Source organism: Longimicrobiales bacterium (assembly GCA_029245345.1).
Taxonomy (GTDB): domain Bacteria; phylum Gemmatimonadota; class Gemmatimonadetes; order Longimicrobiales; family Gaopeijiaceae; genus CALFPJ01.
Genome location: JAQWPM010000022.1, coordinates 176,020 through 197,661, shown reverse-complemented (window position 1 = coordinate 197,661; position 21,642 = coordinate 176,020). Strand labels below are relative to the sequence as shown.

The 21,642-nt window shown below is 60.9% G+C and carries 17 protein-coding genes; 8 read left to right on the top strand and 9 right to left on the bottom strand.

Annotated elements, in window-relative coordinates; all coding sequences use genetic code 11:
• On the bottom strand, positions 1–300 hold a 300-nt coding region (locus tag P8L30_15050), incomplete at its 3' end, for a hypothetical protein (protein MDG2241521.1).
• Positions 301–522: 222 nt separating this feature from the next.
• Between P8L30_15050 and P8L30_15045 the strand changes: the two genes are divergently transcribed.
• The gene (locus P8L30_15045; GenBank protein MDG2241520.1) at positions 523–1,329 is read left to right on the top strand and encodes a SprT family zinc-dependent metalloprotease; all 807 of its coding nucleotides are present in this window, start codon (positions 523–525) and stop codon (positions 1,327–1,329) included.
• A gap of 6 nt (positions 1,330–1,335) precedes the next feature.
• Here the strand turns inward: P8L30_15045 and P8L30_15040 are convergent, their stop codons facing one another.
• The 3 genes from P8L30_15040 to leuS all read right to left on the bottom strand — a co-directional run bounded on the left by P8L30_15040 (position 1,336) and on the right by leuS (position 6,577).
• Positions 1,336–1,971, bottom strand: a complete 636-nt coding sequence (locus P8L30_15040; protein MDG2241519.1) for a hypothetical protein — start codon at positions 1,969–1,971, stop codon at positions 1,336–1,338.
• A 158-nt stretch (positions 1,972–2,129) separates the two neighbouring features.
• Entirely contained in the window at positions 2,130–4,127 is a 1,998-nt protein-coding gene (gene tkt / locus P8L30_15035; protein MDG2241518.1) for a transketolase, read from the bottom strand.
• Positions 4,124–6,577, bottom strand: a complete 2,454-nt coding sequence (leuS, locus tag P8L30_15030) for a leucine--tRNA ligase (GenBank protein ID MDG2241517.1) — start codon at positions 6,575–6,577, stop codon at positions 4,124–4,126. Before leuS ends, tkt begins: the two co-directional genes overlap by 4 nt.
• 288 nt (positions 6,578–6,865) lie before the next feature.
• Here leuS and P8L30_15025 point away from each other — a divergent pair, with 288 nt between their 5' ends.
• Positions 6,866–8,623: an ABC transporter ATP-binding protein gene (locus P8L30_15025; protein ID MDG2241516.1), complete on the top strand. Its 1,758-nt coding sequence runs from the start codon at positions 6,866–6,868 to the stop codon at positions 8,621–8,623.
• 10 nt (positions 8,624–8,633) lie between these two features.
• Here P8L30_15025 and P8L30_15020 read toward each other — a convergent pair whose 3' ends face one another.
• The gene (locus tag P8L30_15020) at positions 8,634–9,707 is read right to left on the bottom strand and encodes an aminopeptidase (protein MDG2241515.1); all 1,074 of its coding nucleotides are present in this window, start codon (positions 9,705–9,707) and stop codon (positions 8,634–8,636) included.
• Entirely contained in the window at positions 9,704–9,904 is a 201-nt protein-coding gene (locus P8L30_15015; protein ID MDG2241514.1) for a hypothetical protein, read from the bottom strand. Before P8L30_15015 ends, P8L30_15020 begins: the two co-directional genes overlap by 4 nt.
• Positions 9,905–9,948: 44 nt before the next feature.
• On the opposite strand from P8L30_15015, the gene P8L30_15010 reads away from it, so the two are divergent.
• The 3 genes from P8L30_15010 to P8L30_15000 are packed head-to-tail and all read left to right on the top strand — an operon-like array spanning position 9,949 to position 13,076.
• Positions 9,949–11,238, top strand: a complete 1,290-nt coding sequence (locus tag P8L30_15010) for a glycosyltransferase N-terminal domain-containing protein (GenBank protein MDG2241513.1) — start codon at positions 9,949–9,951, stop codon at positions 11,236–11,238.
• Positions 11,239–11,245: 7 nt separating this feature from the next.
• Positions 11,246–11,584, top strand: a complete 339-nt coding sequence (locus tag P8L30_15005; protein MDG2241512.1) for a rhodanese-like domain-containing protein — start codon at positions 11,246–11,248, stop codon at positions 11,582–11,584.
• Positions 11,585–11,609: 25 nt separating this feature from the next.
• Positions 11,610–13,076, top strand: coding sequence for a putative glycoside hydrolase (locus tag P8L30_15000; protein MDG2241511.1), 1,467 nt, complete (start codon positions 11,610–11,612; stop codon positions 13,074–13,076).
• 12 nt (positions 13,077–13,088) lie between these two features.
• Here the strand turns inward: P8L30_15000 and P8L30_14995 are convergent, their stop codons facing one another.
• Positions 13,089–14,891, bottom strand: coding sequence for an ABC transporter ATP-binding protein (locus P8L30_14995; GenBank protein MDG2241510.1), 1,803 nt, complete (start codon positions 14,889–14,891; stop codon positions 13,089–13,091).
• Between the two features lie 157 nt (positions 14,892–15,048).
• On the opposite strand from P8L30_14995, the gene uvrA reads away from it, so the two are divergent.
• The gene (gene uvrA, locus P8L30_14990; protein ID MDG2241509.1) at positions 15,049–17,889 is read left to right on the top strand and encodes an excinuclease ABC subunit UvrA; all 2,841 of its coding nucleotides are present in this window, start codon (positions 15,049–15,051) and stop codon (positions 17,887–17,889) included.
• A 30-nt stretch (positions 17,890–17,919) separates the two neighbouring features.
• Here uvrA and P8L30_14985 read toward each other — a convergent pair whose 3' ends face one another.
• Together P8L30_14985 and P8L30_14980 are read right to left on the bottom strand one after the other, a co-directional pair.
• A complete protein-coding gene (locus P8L30_14985) occupies positions 17,920–19,599 on the bottom strand; it encodes a DEAD/DEAH box helicase (GenBank protein MDG2241508.1) in 1,680 nt (559 codons plus the stop codon).
• 31 nt (positions 19,600–19,630) lie between these two features.
• Positions 19,631–19,903 carry a hypothetical protein gene (locus P8L30_14980; protein MDG2241507.1) on the bottom strand — a complete coding sequence of 91 codons (273 nt, stop codon included), beginning with the start codon at positions 19,901–19,903 and terminating at the stop codon, positions 19,631–19,633.
• 157 nt (positions 19,904–20,060) lie between these two features.
• On the opposite strand from P8L30_14980, the gene P8L30_14975 reads away from it, so the two are divergent.
• Together P8L30_14975 and P8L30_14970 are read left to right on the top strand one after the other, a co-directional pair.
• A complete protein-coding gene (locus P8L30_14975; GenBank protein ID MDG2241506.1) occupies positions 20,061–21,074 on the top strand; it encodes a glycosyltransferase in 1,014 nt (337 codons plus the stop codon).
• Positions 21,075–21,223: 149 nt separating this feature from the next.
• Positions 21,224–21,613 (top strand): hypothetical protein, encoded by a 390-nt coding sequence (locus P8L30_14970; GenBank protein ID MDG2241505.1) that lies wholly within the window; start codon positions 21,224–21,226, stop codon positions 21,611–21,613.
• Positions 21,614–21,642 lie beyond the last annotated feature (29 nt).

The following is a 21,642-nucleotide window of genomic DNA, read 5'->3' as shown; positions in this document are numbered from 1 at the left end:
CTTAGGAGCGGCTTTCTTGGCTGCGGCTTTCTTCTTGGGAGCGGCCTTCTTGGCTGCGGCTTTCTTCTTAGGAGCGGCATTCTTGGCTGCGGCTTTCTTCTTAGGAGCGGCTTTCTTGGCTGCGGCTTTCTTCTTGGGAGCGGCCTTCTTGGCTGCGGCTTTCTTCTTAGGCGCGGCTTTCTTGCGCGCCGGAGCCTTCTTAGTAGCCGGGCGCTTCTTCGCGCCTGCCGCTTTCTTCGCGGCCGGTTTCTTGGCCGCCGGTTTCTTCTTGGCCGGAGCCTTCTTCTTTTTGGTCGCCATGAGGGATTCCTCCAGAACGATGTTGTGCGGGGTCGAACGTGCGTTGACGATAGAACCCTATGTACACGCTTCTGCGTTCGGTACGCAATAGGCGCGGCCGCGCAGAATGTACCGTATGTCGGGCAGGGACTTTAGCGGTCACACCGTATGTAGTATTCGTGTCGCGTCGGTCGCGCGCTTCGACTATCGTTTGCTGCCTGAAGGGACTGCCTCGAACGCGTCGTGCGCCGACGACCCATTGACTTGGACTTGATCCGACTCTCTACCGCGGATTTCCTGCGAGAGCTCCGTCGACGCGGGGCGCGTCGCCTTCGTGATGTGAGGTTCCGAAGGAATCGGAATACCATCTGGTCGTTGACCCAAAATGGTAGAGTTCTCAACGTTCATGAAGCGTTCCAGCACGCCTCTCCCGACCTTCTTGATGCGTTCGCAACGATCGCGCTGGAGGGTGGCCTGTCGACCCCAGATGCGGAAAGAGCGTCCGTCTTTGTTAGTGACTGGCCGCAGCTTAAAGCGGCCATCCAGGCGTTACGCACAGAGCATGATGAGCGGCGACGGTCGATTGATGATCGTGGTGCTTCTGACGCGACCCACTGCTGCGCGACCCCCGAACAACGCAAATATCTTCGACGCCTCTATGTGTACTTCAATCGCACTCGTTTTGGCGGCGCGCTGCCAGGCGATGTGCCGGTGCGCCTGAGTAGTCGAATGAAATCCGCGCTCGGACACATGCTGCCTGGCGAGAGTGGCGGCGTTCGGTACGTCGTCGAGGTCGCTCTGAATGTGGACTTGCTGCTCGACGGAAATGGAGCTGAAAGGGTCGACACTCTGCTACACGAGATGGCACATGCAGCGGACTACTTGGAGTCGGGCAACCGAGGACACGGACGGTCGTGGAGAGAGTGGGCGATGCGCGTTGGCTGCGCACCAGAACTCGTCTATGAACGACCGGTTCGCCGCAGAGCGCGTCGCGGGGACACCGTTACTCGGGTGCCCCCGCTTCCGCATGCGGTTCGGCAGGTCGCCTGATCGCGCCTACGGCGACAGCCAGCCGAAGGCTCCGGCCGTGAGGAGGGGGTAGAAGAGTCCGTCAAACATCGATCTGGCCGGCGTCACCCAGTTTTGTTGGAACCAGAGCGAGCGTTGAGGTAACGACATCGCATAACAGCAGAAGGCGATCGTACCAGTGATGCGGAAGACTCGGAGATAGTCCGCACCTGGCCCAAGCATTCTGCTACCGAGGTAGGCCGCGATAACCGAGACGATGACGCCGTAAACGAACCATTGAATCAACTGCCCCGTCATGTTTGACCAAGCATCCGCCGGAAAAACTGTGACGGTAGCGATGGGGCCTTTTTCAACCTTTGCCAGGAAGGCTTCGGACCGCATCACCTCGGTGCCGCCGGCAAAGGGGAAGAGGTAGTCACCCGGAGTCAGGCCGAACGGGCGAAGCGCGTCCATGACACCGTCTTCGTCGGGCACCTTTTGGAAGCCGTTCGCATGGTACTTGGGGACTATGTGAATGACTGAGCTGCCGACGAACACAAGAACTGCGGCAAGGAGAATCGGGGCCCAAAGGGAGAGGATCGAGACCGTATAGCCTCCTGCGGGGACGGAAGGGGAGTCGCGGATCCACGCTAGAGTCGACTGCCGCGATCGCCTGCTCCTCACCAGCCGCGTCTACCAGCCGGACGAGTGCCGTAACCATCGGCTGTTCGTTCTCATCGTCGAGAACGCTACCCACGAAGGTCTGGGCTGCGAGAAGGCCCCCGAGGGTTGCGACTCCCCGCGTGGGTGTGACTCCTCTGCCTTCGTCATCCCTCCTCCAGCTAGCGTGCCGCCTTCACAGCCTCCACGACAGCATCCACCGTGACGCCGAACTTCTCGTAGAGGACTTCCGCCGGAGCAGAAGCGCCGAAGTGGTCGATGCCGACCGAGTGCCCGGCATCTCCTGTCCAGCGAATCCACCCGAACGTGCTCGCCGCTTCAATGGATACGCGGTTCTTTATCGAAGATGGCAACACGGAGTCGCGGTACTCCGAGTCCTGCTGTTGGAAGAGGTGCCAACTCGGGAAGCTGACGACTCTTGTGGGGATGCCCTCCGCCTCGAGTCGGTCTCTAGCTGCAACGGCGAGCTCAAGCTCAGAACCGCTCGCCATCACGATGGCTACCGGCGTGCCGTTTGATGCATCTTGAAAAACGTAGGCGCCGCGTCGTAGTCCCTCAGCCGAGGCGACTTGAGACCGATCGTACACTGCGACTTTCTGTCGACTCAAGGCCAGCCAGCTCGGACCGTCCGTGCGCTCCACAGCGACACGCCACGCGACTTCGGTTTCGGCCGCATCACCCGGACGCAAGTCACAGACGTTCGGGATCGCTCGGAGGGCAGGGAGTTGCTCGACGGGTTGGTGCGTGGGTCCGTCCTCTCCAAGACCGATCGAATCGTGACTGAACACGTAAACGACCGGCAGTCCCATGAGGCCCGCGAGCCGGATGGCGGGACGCATGTAGTCCGAAAAGATCAAGAACGTGCCCGCATACGGCCTGACTCCACCGTGCAGGACCATGCCGTTCATGATCGATCCCATGGCGTGTTCGCGGACACCGTAGTGGACGACACGGCCACCGGGCGTTTCCGGCAGGAGGCTCTCCGCTCCGGCAATGTCCGTCTTGTTGGATCCGCCCAAGTCGGCGGAGCCACCGATCAGGTTGGGAAGACCGGCGGCGACTCCCTGGATGACCTTGCCCGACCAGCCGCGCGTGGCGTCGCCCTTCTCCACGTTGGAAAGGTCAGGGACTTCATCGTCCCACCCGGTGGGCAGTTCGCCTGCGATTGCGCCGAGGTATTCGGCAGCCAATGCGGGGAACTCAGCAGCGTATACGCTAAAGCGCGCGTTCCAGGTATCCTGAATACGCTCACCCTTGTCGACGCAGGTGCGCCAATGTGCCTTCGCGCCGTCGTCCACATGGAAGGGCTCGAGGGACGGGTAGCCGAGATTCTCCTTCGTAGCTTTGACTTCGTCTTCGCCGAGCGCTGCTCCGTGAGATGCTGACGTGCCGGCCTTGCCTGGGCTTCCGTATGCGATGACAGTCCGCAATACGACTAGCGAAGGACGCTCGGTTTCGTTCTTGGCTTCGGTGATCGCCAAGTCGATGGCTTCGAGATCGTTGCCGTCGTGTACGTGCACCACATGCCAGCCGTAGCTCTCAAAGCGCTTCGCGTGGTCCGTCGACATCGAAAGATCGGTGCCACCCTCGATGGTGATCTTATTGTCGTCCCAGATCCACATGAGTTTGCCGAGCTTCTGATGACCGGCGATCGCGGCTGCTTCGTGCGATACACCTTCCATCACGTCGCCATCGGAGCAGAGCGCGTAGGTGAAGTGGTCGACGATCTCGTGTCCGGGGCGGTTGAAGCGCGTCGCGAGCCAGCGTTCCGTGAGTGCCATCCCCACCGAGTTCGCGACACCCTGACCGAGCGGACCGGTTGTTGTTTCGACGCCCGGTACGTGCCCGTATTCCGGATGGCCGGCTGTGGGTGATCCCCACTGCCGGAAGTTCTCGATGTCCTGCGCGCTCAGTTCGTAGCCGCTCAAATGCAGCAACGAATAGATGAGCATGGAGGCATGACCTACCGAGAGCACGAACCGGTCGCGATCGATCCAGTCTGGGTCGGTCGGGTTGTGACGGAGGTGTCGGTGGAAGAGCACATACCCGACCGGCGCAAGCGCCATCGGAGTCCCGGGGTGGCCCGAGTTGGCTTTCTGGACCGCGTCCATGGAAAGGACGCGGACTGCATCGATGGCTAACTGTTCGACGTCACTCATCCGACGACGAAGTTGACGAGACGGCCCGGTACATGAATCACGCGACGTTCCTCCACACCTTCTAAATGACGCGCGACGTTCTCGTCGGCGCGGGCTGCGGCGATCACTTCTGCTTCTGCGGTATCTGGTGCCACCCCGATCGTCCCACGCAGCTTCCCGTTTACCTGGACCGCGACCTTCACGGTGCTTTCCACCGTCTTGGCCTCATCATACGACGGCCAGTGCTTGCCGTCGAAGATGCTTCCTTCGTGTCCGTAGTGCTCCCAGATCTCTTCGGCCATATGCGGGGCGAATGGGGCGATCATTCGGATCAACGGTTCGACTTCTGAGCGGCTCGCCTGGCGGCCCCCGGAGCGAATGGTGTTCAGGCACTCCATCATGGCAGCGACCGACGTGTTGAACCCGAGCTTAGGCATCTGCTCGGTCGTCTGCTTGATGGTCTGATGGACCTTACGCTCCACATCGACGTCTGCGGGCGCGTCTCCTGCAGACATGGCCGTATCGAAAAGACGATGCAGGAACCCGTATGGGCCCTGAATGCCCTCGGCGCGGTAGTCGCCACCCTCTTCGTACGGCCCCAAGAACATGAGATATGTGCGGAACGTGTCCGCGCCGTATTCGTCGATGATGGGGTCGGGGACAATCACATTGCCCTTCGACTTCGACATCTTCGCACCTTCGGCGATGATCAGCCCGTGCGCCCGGAACCGCGTAAACGGTTCCTCGAAGTCGATGTGGCCCAGGTCCTTCAGCACCATGCTCAGGAAGCGAGAGTACATGAGATGCAGGACCGCATGCTCGTTGCCACCGATGTACACGTCGACCGGCAACCACTTGCTAGTGACGACTGAATCGAACGGCTTGTCGTCGAAGTCGGTCGACGGATAACGTAGGTAGTACCAACCCGAGTCCAGAAACGTGTCTGACACGTCGGTCTCGCGTCGAGCGTCGGCTCCGCACTCTGGGCAGGTGGTCTGATACCACTCTTCCACCCGAGCGAGGGGGCTGATGCCGGAATCGTCCGGCTTGAAGTCCTCAACGCGAGGTAGAATGACCGGTAGGTCCGTCTCGGGCACGGGCACGAAGCCACATTCATCGCAGTGGATGATCGGGATTGGCGGGCCCCAGTATCGTTGCCTTGAGATACACCAGTCGTGTAGGCGGAAGTTGACCTTGCCTTCGCCCCAACCGTTCCCTGCGGCCCAGTCTGTGACAATGCCGACAGACTCGCTCACGTCGGTGCCGTCGAACTGGCCAGAATGCACCAAGGTGCCCGGCCCAGCGTAGGCCTCTTCGAGCGGCGTGTCCGCGCTGTCGTCCGGACCGGCCACGACCCGTAAGATCGGCAGGTCGAACTGGGTCGCGAAGTCGAAGTCGCGCTCGTCGTGTCCTGGTACGGCCATGATGGCGCCGGTGCCGTACTCCATCAGCACATAGTCGGCGATCCAGATCGGAATCGCCTCGCCGGTGGCAGGGTTGTGGCAGTGGCCGCCCGTGAACACACCGGTCTTCGTCTTATCATTCTTCTGACGTGCGACCAGGTCGGTGCGTTTGGCTTCCTCACGGTATGCGAAGACGGGCGGACGGTGCCCGTCCTCTGTAATGGCGTCCACCATTGGGTGTTCCGGCGACAGCACGATGTACGTCGCACCGAAGACTGTGTCAGGTCGGGTCGTGTAGACCTCGACCTTCATGTCAGTCTCGTTGCCTTCGCCGTCGAGAACGGGGAAGTGCAGCTGAGCCCCTTCGCTCCGACCGATCCAGTTGCCCTGCGCTTTCCGCGTCGTGTCCGACCAGTCGATATCCGCCAGGTTGTCGAGCAGCCGCTGCGCGTAGTTGGTGATCTTAAAGAACCATTGGGCGATCCTGCGTTGCTCGACCGGGGTCCCGCATCGCTCGCACTCTCCTCCGATCACCTGCTCGTTGGCCAGCACGGTCATGCACGATGGGCACCAATTCACTGGCGCTTCTTTTCGCTCGGCCAGCCCTGCCTTGAAGAGCTGCAAGAAGAGCCACTGCGTCCACTTGTAGTAGGACGGGTCCGTGGTATCGACGGCGTGGTCCCAATCGAACATCCCGCCCGTACGCCGGAGTTGGCGCGTGAAGTTCTTCACGTTCGACGGGATTAGATCCATCGGGTGCGAGCCGATCTTCAGCGCGAAGTTCTCCGAGTGGATCCCAAACGCATCAAATCCGATCGGCTCGAAGACTTGGCGGCCCTGCATCCGCTGGAAACGCCCGTGCACGTCGGCGCCCGTGAACGCGTAGATGTTGCCCACGTGAAGTCCCTCAGCGGAGGGGTAGGGGAACATCATGAGGTTGTAGAACGGGTTTTCGGCGTTCTCGATCTCTTCGCGAGTGTGCGAGTTGGTGCCACGCTCGTCCCACAGGCGCTGCCACTTCTCTTCGATGGCTGACGGGTCGTAGCCGACGCGTTCTTCGTTGGACATGACGGGACTTCTATTAGGGGGCCGGCGACTGCTGCCGGGTACCGGGAATGCATGGAAGAACCGCTAACCTACACGCCGGACAAGGGTCACCCAAGGGTGCCTGAGCCTTACGACTAGGGTGTCTGTTCGCCATTTCGGTAGGTGTGTGATCTGCTTGGGCTTACCCCCTCGAGGTTCCTAATGGAAGGCAGTCCCAGTTCATTCCTCGTCGCCCTTTGGGCCCCCAAGGCACCCGGGGCTGGACCCCGGGTACACTGCCTGCCGCTTTCACGCCGACACCTGCCCTAAATGTCCGATAAGAAAACCCAAAAGAAGATCTCCGGCGCGAGCCTGAAGGCCGCTTTCGAAGAGATTATTTGGCCCCGGAGAAAGCTGCTCTTAATCGGGCTTATGCTGATCATGTTCAACCGGATGGCGGGCCTCGTTCTACCGGCATCCACGCGATACTTGATTGACAACGTGATCGCGAACGCCGACCTCAGGATGCTTTACATCCTGCTGAGTGCTGTTGGTGGAGCGGTGATCGTGCAGGCCGCGACGTCGTATTCCCTGACCATGCTGCTCAGTGTGGAGGCCCAACACCTCATCGCCAGCCTCAGGTCTCAAGTTCAAAAGCACGTGCTCCAGCTTCCAGTACGCGTTTTCGACAACACGAAGTCCGGTGAACTCGTGTCGCGGATCATGGACGATGTCGAAGGAGTTCGGAATCTCGTCGGCACCGGGCTGGTACAGCTCGTGGGAGGCACGGTGACCGCGATTATCGCGTTCGTGTACCTGGTCGGCATCAGCCCGGTGATGACCGCTCTAGCCATCGTGCCGCTTGGTGCCTTCGCGGTTGTATCGACGCGTGCGTTCAAAACACTACGTCCGGCATTTCGTGAGCGCGGGAAGATCCGAGCGGAAGTAACAGGTCGACTCACTGAGGCCCTCGGCGGCATTCGGGTCATCAAGGGATTCCACGCCGTCGACAAGGAATCGGAGATTTTCCACGACGGGGTGATGCGGATTTTCGACAACGTGAAGACGACGCTCACGACGTCGAGCACCGTCACTAGTTTGGGTGCCTTCTTTATGGGAACCGCGAGCGTGCTCGTCATGGGCTATGGTGGTCGCCTCATCATTCTAGACCAGCTCACGATTGGTGAACTGTTCTCGTTCACGCTCTTCCTGGGTTTCCTGATCGCGCCTGTGATCCAGATGGCCAACATCGGGACCCAGATGACGGAGGCGTTTGCCGGGCTGGACCGGACCTCGGAACTTCTGAGCTGGCCTAAGGAGGATGATGACCCACGGCGCACAATCGAAATGCCACCGGTAAACGGACACGTGAAGTTCGAGGACGTGTATTTCCAGTACGACGAGGACAAGGCAGTCCTCAAGGGGATCAACTTCGAGGCCGACCCAGGCACCGTGATCGCGCTGGTCGGGAGTTCTGGGTCAGGAAAGTCCACGCTGGCTGGCCTCGCGGCCACGTTCTTGGAGCCTGATGAGGGCAGAGTGTTCGTGGACGGTATTGATCTTCGCGAGGTGAAGCTGGCGAGCTATAGAGACCAGCTGGGCCTCGTTCTGCAGGACGATTTCCTCTTCGACGGGACCATTCGCGACAATCTGCTGTTCGCCCGCCCCGGCGCTTCAGACGACGACGTCCGATCCGCCGCCGAGCAGGCTTACGTGACCGAGTTCACAGACCGATTCCCGGATGGGCTCGAGACGATTATCGGGGAACGAGGCGTGAAGTTGTCAGGTGGCCAGAGACAACGGGTGACCATTGCTCGGGCCATTCTCGCGAATCCACGGGTCCTGCTTCTCGATGAAGCGACGTCTTCACTGGATACGGAGAGTGAATCCCTCATTCAGAAGAGCCTCGCGGAGTTGATGAAGTCTCGTACCACGTTCGTGATCGCTCACAGGTTGTCGACGATCCAACGCGCGGATCTGATCCTCGTGATCGAGGACGGTGAGATCGTCGAGCGTGGGAAACACGACGAGCTGATCGCTAAGGAAGGCCGGTATCATCAGCTCTATACGGTCCAAGCGAGGATCTGACCCGGTCCGTCTAGCCTCCGTCTCGTGGCAGCAATTCGAACGGGTCATCCACGTCGTCGACGCCCGATCGAAGTTCTGAGAGGACCAAGGTCAGATTTCCGCCTCTCTCCGCGAGTAGCGCCGCGAAGTCCGGCAACCGATGGTAGTACCTGATTCTAGCAAGCAGTGTCGCGTTGTTAAGAGGTGTATTTCGAAAGCCGCTGAAGGTGACCGACTCGAAGGTCGGCGCGACCGATGCGTCGAAATGAGCGATCGACCGATCGAAGACGTCCTCTCGGGTCGAGATCTTGTCTTCGTACCCGAGAGCAGGGTCGTCGTAGATGCCCTCTAACTCCTCCATCATTTCGTCGATGAACACGCTGAAGCGTTGGTAATCCCGCCAGCGCGCCTGCGCCCGCAGGCACTTCACTGTGTCCGTACCGCCACCGTCACGCGTGCAAAAGAATTGGGCTGCACCGGCGCGACCGACGAATGTCGCGAAGCTCTCATTGAAGCCCACCTGGCCGGGCACGAACAGGTATTGGTGTGAGAGTTCGTGGAGCACCGTCTCTACCACCTCGACGTCATCCGCGCGTAGGACCGTGGAGAGTATGGGGTCGTTGAACCACCCTAATGTGCTAAATGCGGCGGTCGGCCTGAGATATGTGTCGAAACCCTCTTTCTCGAGCTCGGCTTGGGCGTTCTGTGCGCCATCCAGCGAGAAGTATCCCTTGTACGGCATACGACCGACGATGGGGAACCACCACGTCTTCGGGACCAACCTGTCCTTGTGTGCTGCGGACACGACCAGGGCCAGCGTGTCCCGGTCGAGTTTGGTGTACATCGTGTAGGAGTCACCTACGTCGATCCCCAACTCATTCGCGGCGAACCGGCGTGCTTCCAGAACGAAGGAGAGCTTGCCACGTGTCTCCGGATCCGTGTTCGGGTCGGCCAAGACCTCTGGGATGTCCTGCCGAGCGCGCAGGATCTTCATCTCTGCGATGCCGGCCTTCAACACGTAGATCGGCGAACACGCCCACGCCCCGACCATTAACAAGGCGGCCACCACGCCCAAGGACGCTCGGACGACGCGGCGCTTGGTCATTGGCCTTCCTCCATGTAACTCCGCTTGTCGGGATCCACCGCGACACGAATCTCGATCAGATCCGTCTCAGGAGCGATTTCAGGCGGTAACGCATCGGCAGCGGAGAGAAGGGCAGCCTTCGCATCGGGCGCGTCTACCACGAATGTGTGATAGCGCTGGGAGCGTCCGCCATAGCGGGCCGTCACTTGGAAGTTCATCCCGCAATCTACCGGCTGCACGTGCGCCCATCTATCCTCCTTCTATGAGTCTCACCCACCTCCTCTATTCCGCGGCCTTGGCGGTCCTTCGCAGAGGGACGCCCTTATTTCGGTCGGGGTCGTCGAAGTTCGCCGTCGGGATGCGCGGTCGTGAGGCCGCGCACGAGAGACTCATCGCGTGGGGTAGGTCGACACGGGACCTCGGCCGCCCTACGGTTTGGGTGCATGCCCCGTCCGTTGGAGAGGGCCTCCAGGCTCGTGCTGTGATGGATGCTTTGAAGGCCGCACGCCCCACCGCACAGTTCGTCTTCACCTATTTCTCTCCTTCGGCACTCAGCATCGAGAAGGAGATGTCAGCGGACGTGACCGCCTACCTGCCGTGGGACCTCGAATCGGTGATCGCGCCGGTACTCGATGCACTGCAACCCGACCTGGTCGTCTTCACTAAGACTGAGGTTTGGCCTGTCCTCGTGGAACAGGCGAGGCGGCGAGGCGCTAAAGTCTGTCTCGTGGCTGGGACCCTTCCGGAGAACGCCGGACGACTCCGGTTGCCTGCCCGCATTTTTCTCCGGAAGACTTGGGCGCGGCTCGATTGGGTGTTTGCCGTGGGTGAGAAGGATGCTGCTCGGTTCCGGTCCTTGGGTGCGAAGGTCGTGCGGACGACGGGAGACCCTGGGGTCGACTCAGCTGCGTTTCGGGCACGGAAATGCGATTCGAGCGCCTCTTACTTGGCGCGCTTTCGTGAGGAGCCCAGGCCGACTCTAGTCGCCGGTTCGACGTGGCCGTCGGATGAGTCGGTCTTGATCCCCGCATTGAAACGGGTACTCGATGAGGCGCCCGAGCTACGTGTGATCGTTGCACCTCATGAACCAGAGCCCGGCATCGTCGTGGATCTTGTGGAGATGCTTCAGCTAGAACTGGGCGAAGCGCGCACGCTGATGGAGGTCGAACGGGATGGCGCTAAGGGGGTCGACGCGGTGGTCGTTGATCGGGTTGGAGTTCTCGCTCACCTCTACACGATCGGCGACATGGCTTATGTAGGAGGAGGCTATCACGAGGACGGTCTTCACTCGGTTCTCGAACCTGCCGCGGCAGGCATCCCAGTGATCTTCGGGCCCGCTCACACTAATACGCACGCGGCTCAAGATCTTATAGAGGCTCAGGCTGCAAAGGTGGCGAACGATGCCGAGGAGTTGGCACAAACGGTGCTAGAGTGGCTGCGAGACAAGGCTGCCCGCGACTACGCCGGCAAGCGCGCCTTCGGCTATATTGACGCCCATCGAGGGGCGGCGGAACGCACCGCTGACCTGCTGGCGGACCTCATGACCTCGTGATCGATCGATGAACGAAATCGACGTACCCGTGATCTCCCCGACCGACCTCAAGGCGAGGCTCGACAATGGAGACGTTCTTCTTCTCGTCGACGTGCGAGAATCCTTCGAACTCGCGATCGCCGACCTCCCCGAATACGGCCAGCTTCGGATCCCGACCGGCGAGTTCATGCAGCGCATGTCTGAGATCGATCCGAGTCAGGAGGTCGTTCTCTATTGCCGCAGCGGGCAGCGGAGCGAATGGGCGGCAACGCTTCTGATGCGACATGGTCACGAACGCGTGTTGAACATGACCGGTGGCGTCTTGGGCTGGAGGGCTGAGGTAGATCCGTCTCTGCGCTCCTATTAGCCGGGTCGCCACGGGCTTCGCATTGGTGACCCGCTTCGTTGGGATGCTCCTCGCCGTCGCGTTCGTGGCGGGGTGCAAGGCGGGACCGTCCGCGTTCGATAACGTTGGTTCGGTGGAGGGAGACTCTGTGCCTGATTCGGTCGCCGTGGCCACTCTCGTCGACACACCCTCGATCGCTCTATTGGACCCGGCGACCGTCGGGCCCGACGTGGACTCGGCCGCCGTCGTTTCCGAGGAGTCGGCTGGCGAGGAAGGTGTGGACGCGGAAGTGAGTACTCCTCGCCCTCGTGCGCCGAGCCCGGCAATGGCGGACGGACGCTTCCCACGTCCCGAACACGTGCGGGGTATCTACCTGAACGCGTGGGCGTCTGGTTCGAGGAACAGGGTCAACGCCTTGCTCGAACTGGCGGCGCAGACAGAGGTCAATTCCTTCGTCATTGATATCAAGGACGCGTCGGGATACATCAGCCACCCGACGGACCTCCCCGTTGCCGTGGAAGTGGGGGCGACCGAAGAGGTCCGGATCCGTGACCTGCCAGGCTTGTTGAATCGCCTGGACTCGGCGGGCATTTATCCCATCGCTCGGATCGTGATTGTGAAGGATCCGTTGCTCTCGGCCGCGAAGCCGGATTACGCTGTCCAGGACATGGCGGGTGGAGCCTGGGCGGACAGTAAGGGCATCGTGTGGCTCAATCCCTACAACAAGGATGTTTGGGATTACCACGTCGATCTCGCACGTGAGGTCGCAGAAATGGGCTTCCCCGAGATCCAGTGGGACTACGTCCGCTTTGCTGACGCGCCGGCTTCGGACCATGCGAGGGCCACATATCCCGGAGAAAATGGATCCAAAGCCGATGCGATCCGGGCCTTCCTGGACTACAGCAGGCAGGAGTTGGCCGAGCTAGGTGTCGCGGTCACGGCCGACGTCTTCGGTGTGACCACTACTGCGCGGCGGGACGTGGGGATCGGGCAGGTGTGGGAGTCCTTCATCGACGTGGTCGACGTCGCGCTCCCCATGGTGTACCCCAGTCACTACTGGGAGGGAAGCTTCGGTATCGATACACCGAACGCGTACCCGTATGAGATCGTGAAAGCTGCGCTCCGTGATGCCGTGAAGCGCTCCGCGGACATTGAGGGGGCTGGGATTACTCGTCCATGGCTCCAGGACTTTACGCTCGGGGCCCCGCGGTACGAGGCCCCCGAAGTTCGAGCGCAAATCCAGGCGACGTACGACGCCGGTCTCCACGAGTGGATCCTGTGGAATCCGGGGAGTCACTACACCGAAGACGCTTTAGAACCGATCGGTGGATTCGTGACCGATCCGATCATTCGTGTCGGGAACGAACTTATTCCTGCCTCGCAGAGGTACGAATTGACCGATACGGTCCCGGCGGTGCCTGAGGAGCTGGCGGCGGAAGTCGTCGATACGGCAGCGACGACGATTCGTGTCGACACGATTCCCGTCGACACGATAGGTGGCGGCACGCGGTAAAAGCGGGCTAGCTCATCCCGCGGCTACTGCGAACTGGAGTTCGTGCAGCTTCGCGTACAGCCCACCCGTCTCGAGCAACTCAGCGTGTGTGCCCTGCTCGTGAAGCAGTCCGTGATGCAGGAGGATGATGCGATCTGCGTTCTGGATCGTGGAGAGCCTATGCGCGATGACGAGCGAAGTGCGGTCTTTCAGCAGCGCATCTGTTGCCGCTTCGATCTGTGCCTCGATCTCTGAGTCTACCGAACTGGTGGCCTCGTCCAGGACCAGGATCTCGGGATCGAAAGCCAGGGCTCGGGCGAAGCTGACGAGCTGTCGCTCGCCAACCGACAGCGAGCTCCCGCGCTCTCCGAGGGCCTGCTCGTATCCGCCCTCGAGTCGATCGATAAACGGAGCCGCACCGATCTTCTCTGCGGCGCTGCGGATCCGGGCCTCGTCGATCTCAGGGGAACCAAGACGGATGTTGTAGGCAAGGTCTTGGCTGAATAGGAACACGTCCTGGAGGACGAGTCCGATGCGCCCACGTAGATCGTCCACTGCCACGCGACTGATGGGTACTCCGTCGAGGAGGATCTCTCCTCGGCCCACATCGTAGAAGCGCATCAGCAGGTTGATGAGCGTTGTTTTGCCCGCCCCAGTGTGACCAACCACTGCCACTTTTTCGCCTGGCTCCACGACGAAACTGACGCCCCTCAACACCCAGTCCGGCTCTCCGTTCTCCTTGCTGCCGTATGCGAAATGCACGTCTCGGAATTCGATGCGGCCCTCGGTCTGAGCAGGGAGCGGAATAGGGTCCTCTGGATCTGAAATGACGATCTCTTCATCGAGCAATTGGAAGACCCGTTCCGACGAAGCCATCGCGCTCTGGAGGAGGTTGTATTTCTCGGAGAGGTCCTGGATGGGGCGAAAGAAACGTTGTGCGTACTGAAGGAAGGCGGCCACGACTCCGACGGTAATCACTCCGTCCATGCTCTTGGCTCCGCCGTACCAAATGATCAACGCGAGGGCGAGCGCAGTGAAGAACTGAATGACCGGAAAGAAGAGCGCGTAGTACGTGATGGAGCGGAGGTGAGCCTCCAAGTAGTCCCGGTTCATCTCGTCGTGTTTTGCTGCGTCGGCCTCCTCGCGGTTGAACAGCTGCACCACGCGCACTCCGGTGAAGCGCTCGTGAATGAAGGCGTTCATTCGGGCGATGCGTACTCGGATGTCGCGATACGCGGTGCGGACCTTCGCTCGGAACAGGAACGCGGCGAAGAACACGAGCGGCAGGACGCTGAATGACACGAGTGCGAGCTGCCAATTCATGCGGAGCATCGCGGCCACGATGAACGTCAGCGTGAAGATGTCGCCAAAAACTGTCACGAGACCTGAGCTGAACAGCGTGTTCAGGGTCTCGACGTCGTTGGTGATCCGTGTCATCAGCCGGCCGACTGGGTTCTTGTCATAGAACTTGAGGTCGGCACGCTGGAGCTTCTCGAAGATCTCCATGCGCAGGTCGTACATCACGGACTGTCCCAGCCAGGTCGTTATGACCGCTTGGGCGTAGTGCAGGACGAAGCCGATGACGACTGCGGCGATGTACCCGGAGACCACAAGCGCGAGGAGCCGTGTGTCTCCTTGGGGGATGGCCTCGTCGATCACGATCTGTGTCAGCCACGGGCCGACGATGGCTGCGGCTGAGGCCAGCACCAGGATGAAAATCGCGAGCGCTACATGCCACTTGTAGGGCATGAGGTACTGAATGAGGCGCCGCATCAGACGGGCGTCGTAAGCCTTTCCGAGCGCTTCTTCTTCTTGGTAGGTGTCGGCTTCCGCCATAGATGGGCAGTGGCTCTAAGGTGGGTGTCGCGCTTCCAATGTACGGAAGGTGGGGCCGGACCGGGTGAGCCGATCGAAACTAGGACTTCGTGCCGGCTCTTTGCGGTCACCGCAGCGAACACTCTCCGGGCCTGGACTGCGGTTTTATTTTTATGGCATGGACACCCCCATCCGCATTCGCGGTGCTCGCCAGCACAACCTGAAGGGTATCGACCTGGATATTCCCAGGCGCTGCCTCACGGTCATCACCGGACCTTCGGGTTCCGGAAAGAGCTCGCTCGCGCTCGATACACTCTTCGCTGAAGGCCAGCGCAGATATGTCGAGTCGTTGTCGACGTATGCGAAACAGTTTCTGGAGCGGATGGAGAAGCCGGATGTCGATTCGGTGGAAGGGATCTCTCCGGCTGTCGCTATCGAGCAGAAGAATCCGACGAAGTCGAGTCGATCGACGGTCGGGACGGCCACGGAAGTTTACGACTACCTGCGCCTCTTGTGGGCCCGAGTAGGGCGTACGCACTGCCCCGAGTGTGACCGGCACGTACGGCCTGATACTGTGTCGGGTGCGGTCGATCAGACGATGGCACTCGACGATGGGCTGCGAATCCAAGTCACGTTTCCGTTGCCGCGTAGTGGTGAGATCACTCATGAGATGATCGTCGCCAACCTGAGATCAATGGGGTTTGTGCGCGTGTTGGTAGACGGCGAAACCGTCGACCTCGCTGGACCGGAAGCGGAGGACCCGGAGGAGTTGGGAGCCGAATTAGGGAGCGCGCAGGAAATCCTCGTGGTCGTGGATCGCTTGAAGACGGGCAGAGGTGCCGAGACGGGGGAACGACTCGCCGACTCGATCGCGACATGCTTCGTGGAAGGCGAGGGGGAAGCCATCGTCGTCGTGGCCGGTCAGAACGAGCAGAGGCTGCTTTTTACCGAGCACTTCCGGTGCCCGGACCATCCCGAGATCGACTTCCTCGATCCTACTCCGCAGCTCTTCTCATTCAACAACCCGTACGGCACCTGCCAGCTGTGCACAGGCTTCGGCGCGACGCTCGACTACGATCCTGAGTTGATCGTTCCGAACCATCAGAAATCGTTGAGCGACGGAGCGATCGATCCGTGGTCGAAGCCACGGTATCACAAGGAACGAGACAAGCTCCGGGCCTTCGCGTCAGGCCAGAACGTGTCGCTTTACTCGCCATGGGAGGAACTGCCTGAGGTGTTCCGCGAGGCTGTGCTGTACGGCGCGAAGAAGACGAAGACCGTGAATGCCTTCAAGGGTATCGTGCCCTTTCTCGTCTCGAAGGAGAATAAGCGGTACAAGCAGTACATCCGCGTGTTTCTGCGGCAGTACCAGGCTCCCAAGGTGTGCCGAGAATGTGGCGGTGCGCGTATTCGGCCTCAGGCTTTGTACGTGAAGGTCGGTGGCCGAACCGTCTCGGATGTCTCGGACCTGCCGCTGGAAGATTTTGCGGAGTGGGTCGAACAGCTGGAACTGAGCGAGATGGAGACACATATCGCCGAGACGATCTTGAGAGAGATCAAGGCGAGAGTCACGTTCCTTGTCGACGTCGGGCTGGGATACCTCACGCTCAGTCGACAGACCCGCACGCTTTCCGGTGGCGAAGCACAGCGTATCAACCTTGCCAACTCGCTCGGGAGCGCGCTGGTGGACACGCTGTACGTGTTGGATGAGCCGACCATCGGGCTGCACCCCAGGGACACGGGGGCCCTGCTGAGCCTGCTCCATAAGCTTCGGGACGCCGGCAACACGGTTGTGGTCGTCGAGCATGATTCCCAGGCGATCCTGGCTGCGGATCACATCGTGGAACTCGGCCCCGCGTCCGGAGAACACGGTGGGCAGATCGTGTACGAGGGGCCACCTGACTCCCTCCCCGAGCAGGACACGGCCACAGGTCGATACTTGTCCGGCCGCACTACGATCGATGTGCCTGAGAAAGGCCGTAACGTTGATGGCCCGTCGCTGTCCCTCAGCGGTGCTCGACTCCACAACCTGCAAGGCGTCGACGTTGAGGTCCCGCTTGGCACCTTCACCGTCGTGGCCGGTGTCTCGGGATCGGGCAAGTCGACCTTGGTGCACGACGTTCTCTATCGAGCCGCGGAGAGGGAACTGGGTGGAGAAACCTCGGCGAAGGAACACCTAGGTGAATCTGTGGGCGCGTACGAGGCACTCAAAGGGTTGGTAAACCTCGAAAGTGTCGTGCTCGTGGATCAGTCACCGATTGGCCGTACCCCGCGTTCGAATCCGGTCACGTACATCAAGGCGTGGGATCAGGTCCGGAAGATGTTCTCGATGGAGAGGATCGCGCGAGAGAAGGGGTTTGGCCCGGGACACTTCAGCTTCAATGTCGAGGGCGGACGCTGTGAGGAGTGCAAGGGCGCCGGACGGGTCGAAATCGAGATGGTCTTCATGGCGGACGTTTCCGTACCGTGTGACGGGTGTCGAGGTAGGCGCTACTCCCGGGACGTTCTCGAGGTGAAGGTGCGTGGCAAGAACATCTCCGAGGTACTCGACCTTACCGTAGACGAGGCGATCCGGTTCTTCATTCGTGAGCGAAAGATCGGGAAGATGCTTTGGCATCTCCAGCAGGTTGGTCTCGGGTACCTGAGGCTTGGCCAGTCGGCCACTACCCTATCGGGTGGAGAGGCCCAGCGACTCAAGATCGCGCGCGAGTTCGCGGGGGTTGCGGGCAAGAAGGGGCGTAAGCTCTACATCTTGGATGAGCCCACAACGGGTCTGAGCGGAGAAGATGTCGCCAAACTGCTCGGGGTACTCGGCAGGCTCGTCGACGCCGGCAACACCGTGCTGCTCATCGAGCATAACATCGACGTGATCAAGGTCGCCGACTGGGTGATCGACATGGGGCCAGGCGCTGGAGTCCGGGGCGGCGAGGTGGTGGCCATGGGGCGACCGCAGACCGTCGCGAGCATCCCGGGGAGTGAAACCGGGCGTTACTTGGCTGCGGAATTCGCCAAGGGCTGAGGTTCCGCTCAGCTGCCGAGTCCAGAGGTGCTAGGTGCGACCCTTGTCGCGTCGCACCTTCACCTTCTTGCCTTTGATCTTGCCCTGACGAAGCGCCTGCATCACATGATCCGTGACGTCGGCCGCGACTTCAACAAGGGTGAAACGCTCAGCGATTTGGATGCCACCGATCTGATCGCCACGGATTCCGGCCTCGCCGGTGATCGCGCCCACCAGGTCCTTCGGGCGCACTCCCGCTGCACGACCGATCCCGATGAAGATGCGGCCGACATCGGTGAGTTGCCCGCGGGGCTTCCTGCCTACACCCGCACCTTGGGCGCCCTTGGACTTGCCGCCCTTCGGCTTCTCGCGGAACGGTTTCGCTTCGGGAATTTCTTCTTCGTCGCCGTCGCCACCGGTCACCGTCGCTTCGTGGCCCATTTTCACCGCACCGAGTGCGATGTCGAAGAGGTCGAATTCGTCGGACAATGACTCGACTACAACGCGGAACTGGCCAAGCTCGCCTTCGAGGATTGATTCACGGACGGAGGCCCGGGTCAGTTCTAGGCGGCGTGCTCTCAGGTCGGCGACAGTTGGAAGGGAGCTGACGTCGATCTTCTGTCTCGTGAGTCGCTCGATGTTGCGAAGGAGCGAGTGTTCACGAGGCTCCGCGAGTGTAATCGCTACGCCTTCACGGCCGGCCCGGCCCACACGTCCAATGCGGTGCACATAGGACTTGGGCGCGGCAGGGATCTCGTAGTTGATCACATGCGTGAGGTGGGGGATGTCCAGCCCGCGTGCCGCCACATCCGTGGCGACGAGTAGGTCGACACTTCCCGCACGGAGCTTCTTCATGACGCGCTCACGCTCTTCCTGAGACATGCCGCCATGCATCGCCTCTGCTCGATAGCCGCGACCGTTGAGTGCCTCGACGAGCTCGTCCACGTCGTTCCGCGTGCGGCAGAACACGAGCGCTGCTTCAGGCGCCTCCAGGTCGAGGACTCTGCCCAGTGCGGCGAGCTTGTGGGGCCGGCGTACCAGGTAGGCAGTCTGTCGGACCAGTGGGACCTCTGCACCTGCGTCGGCCGCGATTTTGACCTCAACGGGATTGTTGAGGTGCTGGGCCGCTATGGTCTCGATGCGTTTGCCGAGCGTGGCCGAAAAGAGAAGGGTCTGTCTTTGCTCGGGGACTTCGGCCAAGATGGCTTCGAGGTCCTCCGCGAAGCCCATATCCAGCATCTCGTCGGCTTCGTCGAGCACCAGGACTTTGATGCCTCCCAGTTGAAGGGTGCCCCGCCTGATGTGATCCAGCGCTCTGCCCGGGGTCGCCACGACAACATCCACGCCGCGCTTCAAGACCTTGAGCTGTTGCTGGAACGGCTGACCGCCGTAGATCGGCAGCACGGTGACCTTCATTTCCTTGCCGTACTTGTGCACCGCTCTCGCGACCTGGACCGCCAATTCACGCGTCGGCGCCAGAATCAGAGCCGAGGGGGTCTTGCCGCCGGTTTCGATCAGCTGGAGGATCGGGAGTGCGAAGGCTGCCGTCTTTCCGGTGCCTGTGGCTGCCAGTCCCATCACGTCCCGCCCCTGAAGGAGGTGCGGGATCGCAGTGCGCTGGATGGGAGTGGGCTCCTCGTACCCGAGAGACGACAGGGTTTGGAGCAGCTCGGGCCCGAGACCGAGTTCGGCGAATGCTTCGTTCGCGGCGGGTGATGATGTGGGGCTCATAATGACCGAATGATAACGGCGGAAGCCCCGTCTAGAGCCCTAGGTCCCTTTTCACGGCCTGTTCTCGCCTGGACAGCGCCATCGCCAGGATCACGGGCCAGAGCACATATCCGTCGCCCGCGTAGGCCAGGGCGGTCGTAAGACCCATCCAGCTGATCCACATGAATGGCCAGATTCCGGCCAGGAAGGAGTTGATGATCGTCTCGATCCCAAAGGGGAAGATCGCTTGCATCCACTCGGAGTTGACGAATGCCTCGACCCCTTCGGCTGTGTTGAAGAAGTCGATGAAGCTCGTGACTGCCATGTACAGGAACGTGCCTACAGCGACGAGGGCGTAGTAACCTCGTCCGTGTTTTCTCCAGAGCTTGCCGCTCGCTTCGCCGCCGCTTCATTCTATCTCGGTCATCCCATCATCTTTCTGCGCTCCCCTTCGGTCGTCCACCCCGCATCCCCGTGCCGTCGTGCCCGCTTCCCCACCCGTCTCCGTTCTCCTCCCTGTCCGTGACGGGGACGAGCACCTCCCGGAGGCGATCGCATCCATCGAAGAACAGTCCTTCGCAGACTTCGAGGTGGTTGCGGTCGACGACGGCTCGACCGATGGCACCTACGAGATTCTGAGCGCCTGGGCTTCACGAGATGAGAGAGTACACGTTTTGAAGGCCGCCCCGACCGGGATCGTGGGTGCGCTGGAGCAGGCCCGCGCGGATGCCAAAGGGAGGTACCTGGCCCGTATGGACGCGGATGACATTTCTGAGCCGAACAGGTTCCAGGCCCAGTTCGATCTGCTGGAGGCACGGCAGGATCTGGCCATCGTGGGGTGTGGTGTTGAGTACTTCCCACGAGACTCAGTCCGTGACGGAGCGCTTCGGTATGAAGCGTGGATGAATACTCCGATCACTCCGCACGACATTGAGCGTGAGATCTTTGTCGAATGTCCGCTCGCGCATCCAGCGTTCTTCATGAGAGCATCGGCTGTCGCTGAGGTGGACGGGTACCGCGATTTAGGGTGGCCCGAGGATTACGATCTTGTGCTGAGGCTGTGGCGCGCGGGATGGGGGCTGGGAAAGGTGCCAGAGCTTCTCTTGAGATGGCGAGAGGGGCCCAATCGGCTGTCCCGAATCGATCCGCGCTATGCACCCGATGCGTTCCGAAGGTGCCGCGTACACCACCTGGTCAGGTCGTTTCCTAGCCTCTCCGGAGGTGTTGTGATTTGGGGGGCGGGGCCCGTTGGAAAGTCACTTTCTCGGGCGCTGGCGGAAGAGGGGGTGCCGGTGCGTGCGTTTGCCGAGGTGAATCCACGTAAGATCGGCCAAGAGATTCACGACGCGCCGGTGCTCGACACCGCACAATCTCTAGCAATGACAGGGGTTTTTCACCTCGGCTCTGTAGGGCAAAAAGGGGTCAGAGAGCAACTCCGTGACATCCTCTCCGGGGCGGGCCTCGAAGAACTGAAGAACTTCGTCCTGATGGCGTGATTTAGGGGCCGAAAAAGGCTATTTTTCAGAGTCTCAGGAGGCACTGTCCGTGCGTCTCCGAGAGACCCTGCCGAGTCCTGATGGAGTGACCGTTTGTTCGACGCTTGTTGCGCCTCGATGTACCGCCTGGTCACCAGGGTTTCACGCTGATGCGGCGCCTCGCTTTGCTCTTTTCTCTCGCCTTGGCTCTGCTGGGAATCGAGATGTCCACGAAGATGGTTTCGTTGACGTTCGGCCGGCTCATGTCCGGCTTTTCCGCGGTTGCCGGAGGACTCGAATTCCACGTCTCGACGATGCGTTTCGTGGTGGGCGTCACACTACTGGCCGTGGGGGTCTTGAGCACGGCGCTTTTCTCTTGGGTCGATCGCGCGGAGCGCCGCATGACGAGTCGTGGCGATTGGTGCCCGCAGTGTCGTTCCGAGACGCACCGGGCCAAGCGCCGACCCATCCACAAGGTCGTGTCGTCGCTGATGGGCCAGGAGCTATCACGGCGTCAGTGCAAAGAGTGCGACTGGTCTGGGTTGGCGCTGAAGTACTAGTCGCCCTGCTGGCGACCTGAATCATTTTG